The 12049-nt window shown below is 68.2% G+C and carries 12 protein-coding genes; 7 read left to right on the top strand and 5 right to left on the bottom strand.

Going from position 1 to position 12049, the window contains the following annotated elements; all coding sequences use genetic code 11:
• The first annotated feature begins 2 nt into the window (after positions 1-2).
• Positions 3-941, top strand: a complete 939-nt coding sequence (locus tag OG558_RS01090; RefSeq protein ID WP_405068542.1) for a sugar kinase — start codon at positions 3-5, stop codon at positions 939-941.
• Positions 942-1142: 201 nt separating this feature from the next.
• On the top strand, positions 1143-1874 hold the full coding sequence (locus OG558_RS01095) for a poly-gamma-glutamate hydrolase family protein (protein ID WP_405068543.1): 732 nt from the start codon (positions 1143-1145) through the stop codon (positions 1872-1874).
• A 264-nt stretch (positions 1875-2138) separates the two neighbouring features.
• Here the strand turns inward: OG558_RS01095 and OG558_RS01100 are convergent, their stop codons facing one another.
• Positions 2139-2438: a hypothetical protein gene (locus OG558_RS01100; RefSeq protein WP_405068544.1), complete on the bottom strand. Its 300-nt coding sequence runs from the start codon at positions 2436-2438 to the stop codon at positions 2139-2141.
• A 64-nt stretch (positions 2439-2502) separates the two neighbouring features.
• Positions 2503-3042, bottom strand: coding sequence for a helix-turn-helix domain-containing protein (locus OG558_RS01105; protein WP_329480857.1), 540 nt, complete (start codon positions 3040-3042; stop codon positions 2503-2505).
• A 55-nt stretch (positions 3043-3097) separates the two neighbouring features.
• Between OG558_RS01105 and OG558_RS01110 the strand changes: the two genes are divergently transcribed.
• Both OG558_RS01110 and OG558_RS01115 read left to right on the top strand, forming a co-directional pair.
• Positions 3098-4024, top strand: coding sequence for an alpha/beta hydrolase family protein (locus OG558_RS01110; RefSeq protein ID WP_405068545.1), 927 nt, complete (start codon positions 3098-3100; stop codon positions 4022-4024).
• A 123-nt stretch (positions 4025-4147) separates the two neighbouring features.
• Complete coding sequence (locus OG558_RS01115; RefSeq protein WP_329480861.1) at positions 4148-4486, top strand: hypothetical protein; 339 nt, start codon at positions 4148-4150, stop codon at positions 4484-4486.
• Positions 4487-4608: 122 nt separating this feature from the next.
• On the opposite strand, the gene OG558_RS01120 is transcribed toward OG558_RS01115, so the two are convergent.
• The 3 genes from OG558_RS01120 to OG558_RS01130 form a co-directional block, all read right to left on the bottom strand.
• Positions 4609-6072 (bottom strand): ATP-binding protein, encoded by a 1464-nt coding sequence (locus OG558_RS01120; protein ID WP_405068546.1) that lies wholly within the window; start codon positions 6070-6072, stop codon positions 4609-4611.
• The gene (locus OG558_RS01125) at positions 6072-7733 is read right to left on the bottom strand and encodes an FAD-dependent oxidoreductase (RefSeq protein WP_405068547.1); all 1662 of its coding nucleotides are present in this window, start codon (positions 7731-7733) and stop codon (positions 6072-6074) included. The genes OG558_RS01120 and OG558_RS01125 overlap by 1 nt, the downstream gene beginning before the upstream one ends.
• 127 nt (positions 7734-7860) lie before the next feature.
• Positions 7861-7986 (bottom strand): hypothetical protein, encoded by a 126-nt coding sequence (locus tag OG558_RS01130; protein ID WP_405068548.1) that lies wholly within the window; start codon positions 7984-7986, stop codon positions 7861-7863.
• A gap of 119 nt (positions 7987-8105) precedes the next feature.
• Here OG558_RS01130 and OG558_RS01135 point away from each other — a divergent pair, with 119 nt between their 5' ends.
• From OG558_RS01135 to OG558_RS01145, 3 genes are all read left to right on the top strand, one after another.
• Entirely contained in the window at positions 8106-8885 is a 780-nt protein-coding gene (locus OG558_RS01135) for a class I SAM-dependent methyltransferase (protein ID WP_405068549.1), read from the top strand.
• 158 nt (positions 8886-9043) lie between these two features.
• Positions 9044-9802 carry a S8 family serine peptidase gene (locus tag OG558_RS01140; protein ID WP_405068550.1) on the top strand — a complete coding sequence of 253 codons (759 nt, stop codon included), beginning with the start codon at positions 9044-9046 and terminating at the stop codon, positions 9800-9802.
• Between the two features lie 65 nt (positions 9803-9867).
• The gene (locus OG558_RS01145) at positions 9868-12042 is read left to right on the top strand and encodes a S8 family serine peptidase (RefSeq protein ID WP_405068551.1); all 2175 of its coding nucleotides are present in this window, start codon (positions 9868-9870) and stop codon (positions 12040-12042) included.
• Positions 12043-12049 lie beyond the last annotated feature (7 nt).

The raw sequence follows: 12049 nt of genomic DNA on the forward strand, positions 1-12049 counted from the left end.
AGATGACCGATCTCCTCACGCTTGGCGAGACGATGGTTTCTGTGCGGACCGCGCGCCCGATGCGGCTCGGCGGAGAGGCTCAGCTGTCGATCGCCGGCTCGGAGACCAATGTGGCGATCGGGCTGTCCCGGCTCGGGCATCAGGCCACGTGGGTAGGTGCTGTAGGCAACGATGAGCCCGGTCGCCTGATCCAGCGGACGTTGCGCGCCGAGGGGGTCGACACGAACTACCTGCGGTTCTCCGACGACTCGTTCACCGGGTTCATCGCGTTCGACCAGCCGTCGCACGACATCACCCGCGTCAGTTACCACCGCCGCGGTTCGGCTGGCTCGACCCTCACCCCCGACGAGTCCATCGCCGCGATCGAGGCAACCCAGCCCCGCCTGCTCCACGTCACCGGCATCACCCCCGCCCTCTCCGACACCACGCGCGCTGCCACGCTGGCCGCCGTACGCACAGCTTCGGCCGCAGGCGTCCAGGTCTCCCTCGACGTCAACTACCGCGCCCGCCTCTGGTCTCGCCCCGACGCCGCGACCGCGATCCGCGAACTCCTCCCGTACGTGCACACCGTCTTCGCCTCCGACGACGAACTCGACCTCCTCACCGACGCCCCCGACGCGGTCTCCGACCTCCTGGCCCACACCACCGTCGACCACGTCATCGTCACCGCCGGCGGCAAGGGCGCCTGGGCGCACTCGTCCGACGGCACCATCCACCGCCCCGCCCTCCCCGTCACCGTCGTCGACAGCATCGGCGCCGGCGACGCCTTCGTCTCCGGATACCTGTCCGCCACTCTCGACAACCTCTCCCCCGAAGCCCGCCTGGACCGCGCCACCACCTCCGGCGCCTTCTGCGTCACCGCCCTCGGCGACTGGGAATCCCTCCCCACCCGCGACGACCTCCACCTCCTCTCCCACACCCACGGCACCGCCCTCCGCTGACCACCCACCCATGGCACCGCCCTGACTGCGTACCTAAGAACAGGACGTAGTCGTCTACGTATAGCCCCGGCTGAGCGTGAACCTGGCTGACTTTTCGCCAGAATCCGCACTACCTCCTGTTCTTAGGTACGCCAACACCCCCGCACGGCTACCCAATCCGCGCGGCTGGGATCAGAGTGGGTGGATCGGAGGGAGATGGGCGTGCCGAGCTTCGCATCCAACACCGAGCTGTACGCCGACCCCGCGCTGACCGAAGGTGTCGACTACTCGCGGCGGTTCCGGCGGCATGAATGGTTCGACGACGACCTCACCCAACGGGTCGAGGTCCAACGCACGGTGATCCTGGCTCCCCACGGCGGCGGCATCGAATCCGGTACGTCGGAGCTCTGCCTGGCGATCGCGGGCTACCACCCGGCCGACCTCACTCCGACCCCGTCGGACGGCCCGCTCCATGACTACTGGATGTTCGAGGGCCTGCGCGCCTCCGGCAACGGCGAACTCCACGTCACCTCGACCAAGTGCGACGACCACGTCGCCCGCGCCCTCGCCGGCGGTTCACTCAACGCCGTCGGCCTCCACGGCTGTACGACGTCTCAGGCCGGACTACCTAACGACACCCGAGCGGTCCTCGTCGGCGGCCGCAACCCCACCTTCAAGTCCCACCTCCTCACCAGACTGACCGCGGCGGGCATCCACGCGATCGACGCCGCCGCGGTCCCCGAACTCAACGGCGACGAGCCCACCAACATCGCCAACCGCACCCTCCTCGCAGCCGGCGCCCAACTCGAACTCACCAACCCGTTGCGGCGCGCGATGTTCCGCATCAACACCCGCGCCGACCGTAAGAACACCACCCGCCGACTCTTCTGGACCTTCACCACCGCAACCCGCACCGCCATAGCCGACCTCGAGGCCGACCAGCCCATCCCCTGAGCCCGGCCCACCGCGCAACGTCCTGCCGCCTTCGGCACCCCGCGCCCCATCCCCACCCAACGCCGGCACCACCACTCGGCGCCCGCATCTGGGCCCGGCCCTCGCATCCCTGCTCCGACTACGCACCCCTGCCCTGACTGCGTACCCAAGAACAGGACGTAGTCGTCTACGTAGAGCCTCGGCTGAGCGTGACCCCGGGCTGACCTGTCCTCAGAATCCGCCCTACCACCCGTTCTTAGGTACGCAGTCAGCGCCCGGCCGGCGTCAGCGGTCGGCGACTACCTCGCCATTGACAGCTGTGGAGTCCGATGTCAGCGACCAGGCGGCGGCGGCCTCGGCGCTCTGGGCCAGCGGGAACGCCGCAGCCATCGCCGGCATCGATTCCCACGACCACGTATCGGTGTAGCTGCCGTCCTCGAGCCGGACCAATCGGGTGGCGACGAGGCCCGGGTGAGCAGCGCGGATCAGGTCGATCACGGCAGCCCGACGGGTGAGGAACTCAGCGAGATTCTTGGGCTCCACGACATACGTGTGAACCCGCACAACCGCAACGGTCGACTGCATCAGCTTCTCCTTGTATTGCGTAGGTACGTCGATTTGACGTAGCCACGCCAGGAGATGTGACACCTCAGCCGTCGCCTGGATCCTCGACCGGGAACAGGATCGGACTCAGCAGATAGCGCTTCCGGTCGGGCGTCGCCTCGTTGGCCAGCACCGGCAGGATCGCCGTACGCATCCCCTCGATCAGCTGCAGCAACTCGTCCTGGCTCAGCCAGATCCCGTGCTGCCGGTAGCCGACAAGATCGGCGAGCGGATCGGCGTCCTCGTGATCGAGATACGCACTGAACTCGGCCACCAGCGCAGCCATCGCGGCAGCGAACCCCCGCCGATGATCGTCAACCGTCAACTGCTCCAACTGCTCGGCACTGATCGAGGCCCGCTCCTGCCGCAGCCGGAAGCGCCGCTCGACCGCACCGCGCACCCGCCGCTCCTCCGCGACCTCGAGGATCCCGCCTTCGGCCAAGAGCTCGACATGCCGGTACAGCGTCGCCTTCGAGACATCCGCGAACCGTTCGCCGAGCTCGCCCGTCGTCAGCTCCCGCCCACCCCGCAGCGCATGCACGACACGCAAGCGGACCGGATGCCCGAGCAGCTCCAACGGACCCATGGCGCAACAATCTCACGTCATGCTACCTTTCTCAAACCATGAGAAAGGTACGTCGATGACCGAGTGGACCCACCCGCCGTACGCCGACCCCGCCCGCTTCACCGAGCAAGAGACAGCACTGAATGCCGACGGGCGGGCGGTGCCCGGGACCGTCACGCTCCCCGAGCGTCCCAACGGAATCGGCGTCGTGCTGCTGAGCGGCGGCGGTCCCTTCGACCGCGACGAGACCAGCGGCCCCAACAAGCCGCTCAAGGATCTGGCGTGGGGTTTGGCGAGCGCGGGTGTCACCGTCCTGCGGTTCGACAAGGTCAGCTTTGCCCGGCCGGCGCTGATGACCGAGCCCGGCTTCACGATGACGGCGGACTACGTGCCGCACGCGATCGCCGCCGTACACAAACTGCGCGAGTACGTCGAACACGTGTTTCTGATCGGTCACAGCATGGGCGGCAAGGTCGCGCCGAAGATCGCGGCCGAGGAGCCGTCGGTCGCCGGGCTGATCATCATGGCCGGGGACACCCAGCCCATGCAGCACGCCGCCGTACGCGTGATGAGCTACCTCGCGACGACCAGCCCGGAAGCAGTTCCGCTTGAGGTTGTCGAGCGGTTCAAGCGCCAGGCCGCGGTGGTCGACAGCCCCGATCTGTCACCGGATAAACCGTCGACCGACCTGCCCTTCGGCATGCCGGCCTCGTTCTGGCTCGACCTCCGCGACTACGACCCCGTCGCCACCGCGGCGAAGCTCGACGTACCGATCCTCATCCTCCAAGGCGGCCGCGACTACCAGGTCACTGTCGCCGACGACCTACCCGCCTGGCGAGACGGTCTTCCCGACGCAACCATCAAGATCCTCGAAGCCGACAACCACCTATTCTTCCCGGGCACCGGCCCCTCCACGCCCGCCGACTACGCAACCGCGCAGCATGTCGACCCGGAAGCCCTCACCACCATCGCCAGGTGGATGCTCCGAACAACCAGGAGCTAATGGGCCCAATGCCCTTGGCAAGTGGGCCGATTGGCACTCGTCGGCATCGCCTAGTAGGCCGGACACTGATGCTGGGGGTGTGCGATGTCTGGACGGTTCACGGTGCGAGCACCGAAATCGCAGGTGGGGAAGAAGACTGACGGGTCTGTTGTGTGCGCCTGGCTGTCGTTGGCGTTCTATCCGCTCAGCTTCGTGGTCGCGTTCGTGGTCGGTCAGGCGTTGCTGTCCTGGTACGGCTACTCCGCCGAGCTGATCGTTCCGGTCTGGATCGCGGCCGCAGCGGCCGGCCCGGCGCTGATCGTCTTCTCGGTGCCGGGGATCCTCGCGGTCCGCTACGGGCGTCAGGCGATGCGGCGGGGCAATCACCGCGGCCACGCACCGGCCGTCGCCGGCGCCGCGATCGCGCTCGGCATGATCGCGCTGAATCTGCTCTCAGGCATCGCACAGATCTTCTTCGCCTGACGCTGTCACCCACCGCGGGTTGACGCTGTCGCACAGAGCCGGTGGTCGTGTCGCCCACTGCGGCTGACGTCGTCGCCCTCAGCACCGGGCAGGTGATTCGAGGAACCACCCGCCCGCGTGACTCAGGACAGCAGCGCGGGGTCGGACTCCAGCTCCTTCTCGGGGTCCAACGGCAGCACGATCTTGAAGCGGGTATTACCGGGCTCGGACTCGACGCGAAGGTCGCCGTGGTGCTTCTTGACCACGATGCGCCAGGAGATGTCGAGGCCGAGACCGGTGCCTTCGCCGATGGGCTTGGTGGTGAAGAACGGCTCGAAGATGCGGCGGCGGATCTCCGCCGGGATGCCGGGACCGGTGTCACCGATCTCGACGATCGCGTACGCGCCGTCCTTCTTGGTGCGGATGGTCAGCGTCCCGGATCCGCCCATCGCGCTGACCGCGTTGTCGATGATGTTCGTCCACACCTGGTTGAGCTCGGCGGCGTACGCCGGGATCGGCGGCAGCTCGGGATCGAAGTCCTTCACCACGTCGAAGCCCTGCAACTTGCCGGACATCATCACCAGCGTCGACTTCAGCAGCTCGCGCAGATCGACGATCTGGTACGGCGCCCTGTCGATCTGGGAGTACTGTTTCGCGGCGCCGACGAGGGTCGAGATCCGGGTGACGGAGTCGTCGATCTCGTTCATCAGCGATTCCGTGTCGACTGTGTACATCAACCACCGGACCGCGCCTTCGAGGTACTTCGGGCCGACCGCGGTCAGCACGTTCTCCATCCACGGCACATCCAGACCGGCCGCGGCGAGCACCGGCGCGACGTCCCAGCTGGCCTGGACGTCGTGGTCGTCCAGCCAGTCGGTCAACGAGTCCTCGGCGTCGGACAGCTCCATCGGCGGGATGTCCTTGTCCTTGGTCTTCTCCAGCCGCTCGACGGCATCATCCTGCAGCGCGACGATCTGGTGCAGCTTGGTCGCGTCGAGGGTGCCGTCGGCCAGCATCGCCAGCTTCGACCGCATCCCGGAGACGCGCTGCCGCAACGTCGCCGCAGCCCGGACCGCTGCCGCGGCAGGGTTGTTCAGCTCGTGGGTCAGCCCCGCGGATAAGGAGCCGAGGGCAAGCAACCGTTCCCGCTCGCCCAGCGTCTCGTTGGTCCGGCGCATGCCCATCACGAAGCCCTCGATCAGATGCACCGCCATCGGGAACCAGGTGTTCATCATCGTGGCCATCTCATTGGCACCGATGACGAAGAACTCCGACGGCTCGGTCACGCGCATCGTCGCCGTGTAGGACTTGTGGTCGTCGGCGCCGAAGAAGGCGTTGAAGGCACCGGCGTACACCCCGCGCTGGCCGGTCCGGTTGATCTCGATCTCCTCGCCGTGGGACAGCTTGCAGAGCCGGATCTCACCGGACAGCAGGACGTAGCAGCAGGTTGCCTCGTCCCCCTCGTTGAACACGATCCCGTCATGCGCGGACTCGACGTACCCGGACTCGGACAGCCATTGCAGCTGCTCGTCGGTCAGGCTCTCGAAGAGGAACAGCGTGCGCAACTCGTCCGGGCTCAGCCGCCGCACTTCGGTGTAGTCACTCATCAGAGCATCTCCAGGTATCGGTGCACCAGTGTTACGGCCATCGCTCCGTCGCCGACTGCGGAGGCGACCCGCTTCACCGACTCGGCTCGTACGTCGCCGGCGGCGAACACGCCCGGCATGCTCGTCTCCAGGTGGTACGGCTCCCGCTCCAGGATCCAGCCCGGCGGTTTGCCGTGCAGGTCCGGACCGGTGAGCACGAAGCCGCGCTCGTCGCGAAGCAGGTCTCCCGGCAGCCAGTCCGTTCGGGGCGCCGCGCCGATGAACACGAACATCCACTCCGTGCTCACTTCGCGGCTCTCGCCGGTCTGGCTGTTCAGCAGGGTCAAGACCTCGAGGTGCTCCGAGCCCTTACAGGAAACGACCTGCGTGCAGGTGTGCACCTCGATGTTGTCGATGTCGTCGATCTGGTCGATCAGGTACGACGACATCGTCGCCGTGAGCGATGGTCCTCTCACCAGCATATGCACGCGTTTGGCGTGTTTCGAGAAATACACCGCGGCCTGGCCGGCCGAGTTGGCGCCGCCGATGATGTAGACCTCTTGACCGGCGCACGCCGGACCCTCGGTCGTCGCCGAGCCGTAGTAGATCCCGCGGCCGCACAGGTCGTCGACCCCCGGCGCCTCGAGGGTCCGGTAGGACACCCCGGTCGCCAGGATCACCGAGTGCGACGAGATCTCGCTGCCGTCCGAGAACATCAGCCGCCGGGCGTTGCCGAGGGTCTCCAGCCCGACCACTTGACGAGCAGTCAGCAGCTCGGCCCCGAACCGGACCGCCTGCCGCCGGGCTCGATCGGTCAGCTGGGCACCGGACACTCCGTCCGGGAAGCCCAGGTAGTTCTCGATCCGGCTGGACTGGCCAGCCTGTCCGCCGGTCGCCAACTGCTCGACCAAGACAGTCCGCAGTCCCTCGCTGGCGCCGTACACAGCGGCGCCGAGCCCGGCCGGGCCACCGCCGACCACGACCAGGTCGTAGAAGTCCTTCGCCGGCGAGGTCGACAATCCGACCTTGTCGGCCAGCTCGGCCTCGGACGGCGCAACCATGACCGTGCCGTCGGGAGTGATCACGACCGGCAGGGTGGCGCCATCGATACCGGCCGCGTCGAGCAGCCGCTTGCTCTCCTCGTCGTCGACGCCGAGCCAGCGGTACGGGACCGCGTTACGGGCGAGGAAGTCGCGGGCCGCGAACGACGGCGCCGACCAGCGGTGACCGATCACCCGGGTCACGTCGGTGGACGGCTCCGGGGTCGCCTTCCACAGGTCGAGCATCGCGTCGACCACCGGGTAGAGCTTCTCCTCCGGCGGGTTCCACGGCTTCAGCAGGTAGTGGTCGAGGTCGACCACGTTGATGGCCTGGATCGCCGCGTCGGTATCGGCGTACGCCGTCAGCAGCACGCGGCGGGCGAGCGGGAACAGGTCCATCGCGGCCTCGAGGAACTCGATGCCGGACATCTGGGGCATCCGGTAGTCGGCCAGCAGCAGGGCCACCGGCTCACCCCGGAGCTTGAGCTCCTTGAGGGCGTCCAGCGCCTGGGCCGGGCTCTCGGCCCGGACGATGCGGTTCTCCTCGGCGTACCGGCGGCGGAGGTCACGGGCGATCGACCTGGAAACGCCGGGGTCGTCGTCCACGGTGAGGATCACCGGGCGGGTCGTTGACGCTGTCATGCCTCCTTCATACCAGCGCAAGGCCACAAACCGGGATCGGTAATCCACAGGCTTAGGCCCGGTCCGCGGGGGCTGGGCGCGGACCGGGCCGATCGGCGGGCTCTGTGGCGCCTGCCGATCGCGGCCCTCAGGGCAGGGCCGCGAGGTACGGCGCGTGGCTGTTCTGGAACTCCCAGTTGTAGTAGCGGTCCCAGTTGATCGACCACGTCATCAGCCCGCGGAACGCCGACGACAACAGCAAGCCATCGTGCACGCGTGGAACCTCCTCGGGCGGTCCAATTAGTAGAGACTCTCCATAACTGCGCGGTCAATGTGTCCGGCCCGTCGGAACCCGACGGTGTCCGGAACCCGTCGCCGCCTAGGGTGAGCGGCATGACTCAGATCGACTGGGGTGCGGGTACGTACGAGTCGACCGCCGCGGACCTGCTGCCAGCGGCCCGGGAGCTAGTCGCGGCGGCGCGGATCCAGCCTGGCGAGCACGTGGTCGACGTCGGCGCCGGGACCGGCAACGTCGCCCTGGTCGCCGCCGGCCTCGGCGCTCGCGTGACCGCGGTCGAGCCCGCCACCCGCTTGCGCGAGGTGATCCAGGAAGCAGCCGGCGCGCGCGACCTGACCGTGGTCGACGGCACCGCCGCGGCGATCCCGCTCGCCGACGGCTCGGCCGACGTGATCCTGTCCAACTTCGCCGTCATCTTCGCGCCCGATCCGCACGCCGCGATCGCCGAGCTCGCCCGGGTGGCGAAGCCGGCCGGCCGCATCCTCCTGACCAGCTGGCTCCCAGGGGTGATGGACCAGATCGTCGGCATCGTGGCCACGGCCGTCCGCGAAGTCAGCGGCGGCAGCGAGGCCACGGACGGCCAGATCGACTGGCACGACCCCAAGGTCCTGTCGGAGCTGTTCGGCGCGCACGGCTTCGAGGTCTCGACCACGGCCAAGGACCTCGCCGTCACCGCGGCCTCGCCGGAGGACTACTGGGAGACCCGCATCGCCAACCACCCGCTGGGCATCGCCACGTTCCCACTGCTCGAGGAGGCCGGCCGCCTGCCTGCGGTCCGTACCCGCATGCTCGACATCATCGCGACTGACTGGACCACGCCGTCCGGGGAGGTCCGCCTCCCCGCGCAGTACCTGCTGGTGACCGCCACGCGCTGAGTGGCAGGTTTTCGCCAGCGGCTAGTTGAAGCCAATGCGGTGTAGTCGGGGCATTGGCTTGGCAGGCTCTTCGGCGTCCGAGCTCGGGGGCGGGCGGCCGGGGCTACAGCCCACGGTCAGGACAACTGGGACGCAGCGTCCCCCCGTGGAGGCATCACGTGAACCATCCCAATCTGCGCCGGCGCGCCGCCCTGCTCGCCGGTGCCGTGCTGATCACCACCGCCTTGGTGGCTCCACCAGGATCCGCACAACCGCCCACTGGGCCGACGGCCACCTCGCTGGGGTTGCCGACATTCGCACCAGGCCGGTACGTCGTCACACTGGCCGACAAGCCGGTGGCGACGTACCAGGGTGGCGTGAGCGGTCTCAAGGCGACCAAGCCCGCCGCCGGTCGCAAGGTAGTGGTGAACAGCGCCGACGCCAAGCGCTATCGCACCTTCCTCTCCGGTAAGCACGCTGAGGTCGCGGCGCGCGTCGGCGCCAAGGTGACTCACGACTACTCGACCGCACTGAACGCCTTTACCGCCTCGCTGACCTCCAAGCAGGTCAACGAGCTCAGCAAGACGGCGGGTGTGGTTTCCGTCGTCCCGGACCAGATGCGGGTCGCACTGGACGATCGCAAGTCCACTGACTTCCTCAAGCTGTCCGGCAACTCCGGAGTCTGGAAAGCACTCGGCGGTACGGCGTCAGCCGGCAAGGGCGTCGTGGTCGGCGTAGTCGACACCGGCATCTGGCCGGAGAGCGCGTCCTTCGCCGGACCCGCGCTCGGCACGAACCCCCCGACCGCAGCGGACCCCTACCGGCCGTACCGCTCCGGCTCGGAAACCGTGATGCAGAAGGCCGACGGCGACACATTCACCGGCAGCTGTGAGGCCGGCGAGCAGTTCACCGCGCGGACCTGTGTAACACCAAGCTGATCAGCGCCAAGTACTTCGGCGACGGCTGGCTCAGCTTCGTCCCGCCGAAGGCGCGCGCGGACTACGTGTCCCCGCGCGACGGTGAAGGCCATGGCAGCCACACCGCGTCGACTGCGGCCGGCAACCCCGGTGTCGACGTCGCCGTCGGCGGTGTCGACTTCGGCACCGTCTCCGGCGTCGCACCGGCGGCCAAGATCGCCGTCTACAAGGCCCTCTGGGAGGGCAAGGACGGCCAGAACTCCGGCGGCTTCACCTCCGACATCCTGGCCGCGATCGACCAGGCCGTGGCGGACGGCGTCGACGTCATCAATTACTCGGTGGGCTCGATCTTCGAGTCCGCACACACCGACCCGGTCCAGCTCGCGTTCCTGTCCGCGGCATCGGCGGGCATCTTCGTGTCCGCGGCCGGCGGCAACTCCGGACCGGCCGCGGCTACCCTCGACAACACCTCGCCCTGGGTGACCACGGTCGGCGCCAGCACGGTCGCGCCGTACGCCGGAACTGTTGTGCTGGGCAACGGACAGAAGTACGCCGGGATCAGCACGAGCATCGCTGTCCGGACCGGTAGCCACCCGCTCGTCAACGGGCCGGAGGTGAAGGTGTCCGGGGCCAGCGACTCCGATGCGCTCGGGTGTCTGCCCGGGACGCTCGACCCGGCCAAGACCGCGGGCACGATCGTCGTCTGTGAGCGCGGTGTGGGTGCTCGGGTCGACAAGTCGGCCGAGGTGAAGCGGGCCGGCGGTGTCGGCCTGGTGCTGATCAACCTGTTCGACCAGGATGCGCTCGGCGACTCGCACGTCGTACCGACTGTGCACCTCAACGTGCCAGCCGCTCTAACGGTGAAGGCTTATGCGGCTGCGGCCGGTGGGACCGCGGAGCTCTTGCCGGGCAACACGAGCGGTCTCAGTGAGCCCTACCCGCAGATGGCCGACTTCTCGTCGCGTGGGCCGTCTACGTCGAGTCATGGCGATTTGTTGAAGCCGGATCTGGCCGCACCGGGCGTCAACGTGCTGGCTGCGGTCGCACCGCCGACGAACGCCGGCCAGAGCTACGCGTTCTACTCGGGTACGTCGATGGCCGCGCCGCATGTGGCCGGTCTGGCGGCGCTGTACCTTGCGAAGCACCCGGACTGGTCGCCGATGGCGGTCAAGTCGGCCCTGATGACGACGGCCGGCGACGTACTGACTTCTACTGGCGCTGTCGACAGCAACCCGTTCGACCGCGGTGCCGGCGAAGTCCAGCCGTCGAAGATGCTGGACCCGGGTCTGGTCTACGACTCCGGTGACGCTGACTGGCTCGGCTACCTGGAAGGCAGTGGCGTCGACACTGGTACCGGGGCGCCGGCGATCGACCCAAGTGACTACAACGCTCCTTCGATCGCCGTCGGGCATCTGCTGGGGACGCAGACGATCACCCGGCGAGTGACCGCGGTGACACCGGGCCTGTACCGGGCGACTGTCTCCGTGCCCGGCATGGAGGCCGTGGTGACGCCGTCGATCCCCAACTTCACCGCAGCGGGCCAGACGAAGACGTTCAAGGTGAAGCTCACGCAGGACACCGCTCCGTCGGCTGAGACGACCAGCGGCTGGCTGACCTGGCAGGGCGCCGGCAAGACGGTCCGCAGCCCGATCGCCCTCGTACCGACGTCTGTCCTCGCGCCCACCGAGGTGGCCGGCTCGGGTACGTCCGGCACTGCGTCGTTCGAGGCCACCGCCGGCAAGGCAGGCATCCCGATCCGGTCCTATGGCGTCGTGTCGGCGCCGCTGGTGCCGGGCGCCGTACCGGCCGGGGCCGCGGACGCGGATCTGCCGAACTACTCGGTGACCGTGACCGCCCAGACCAAGGCCGTGCAGTGGAACATCAAGACGGTGGACCCGGCGGGCAGCATCTGGCTGGTGCTCTACAAGGTCGTCAACGGTCAGACGCAGCTGTTGTCCTTCGTGGGCGACGGCTCCAACCATGCGTCGGCAACCGTGGCGGCACCGGCTCCGGGCGTGTGGGGTGTCCTCGCCATCACCCTGACAAACCCGCCGGGCGCGGACACCACGCAGTACACGATGCAGACCAACGTGGTGACGTCGTCCTCGGGCAGTGCTCTGCAGGTCAGCCCACCGGTCGCGCCGGCTGCCTTCAAGCCCTTCCAGGTCACCGCCTCCTGGTCGGGTCTGCCGACTGACAAGCGCTCGACCGGGTTCGTCGAGTTCCCGAACCGGGCCGGGACTGTGGTGACGATCAACTAGCAACAGG

Origin of the sequence: Kribbella sp. NBC_01510 (genome assembly GCF_045040325.1) — a bacterium.
GTDB lineage: Bacteria > Actinomycetota > Actinomycetes > Propionibacteriales > Kribbellaceae > Kribbella.

Coding starts and splice junctions, on each gene's coding strand:
- OG558_RS01110 (WP_405068545.1), top strand. CDS start 3,098: ATGACCGAGTGGACCCACCCGCCGTACGCCGACCCCGCCCGCTTCACC.
- OG558_RS01090 (WP_405068542.1), top strand. CDS start 3: ATGACCGATCTCCTCACGCTTGGCGAGACGATGGTTTCTGTGCGGACC.
- OG558_RS01120 (WP_405068546.1), bottom strand. CDS start 6,072: ATGAGTGACTACACCGAAGTGCGGCGGCTGAGCCCGGACGAGTTGCGC.
- OG558_RS01135 (WP_405068549.1), top strand. CDS start 8,106: ATGACTCAGATCGACTGGGGTGCGGGTACGTACGAGTCGACCGCCGCG.
- OG558_RS01105 (WP_329480857.1), bottom strand. CDS start 3,042: ATGGGTCCGTTGGAGCTGCTCGGGCATCCGGTCCGCTTGCGTGTCGTG.
- OG558_RS01100 (WP_405068544.1), bottom strand. CDS start 2,438: ATGCAGTCGACCGTTGCGGTTGTGCGGGTTCACACGTATGTCGTGGAG.
- OG558_RS01125 (WP_405068547.1), bottom strand. CDS start 7,733: ATGACAGCGTCAACGACCCGCCCGGTGATCCTCACCGTGGACGACGAC.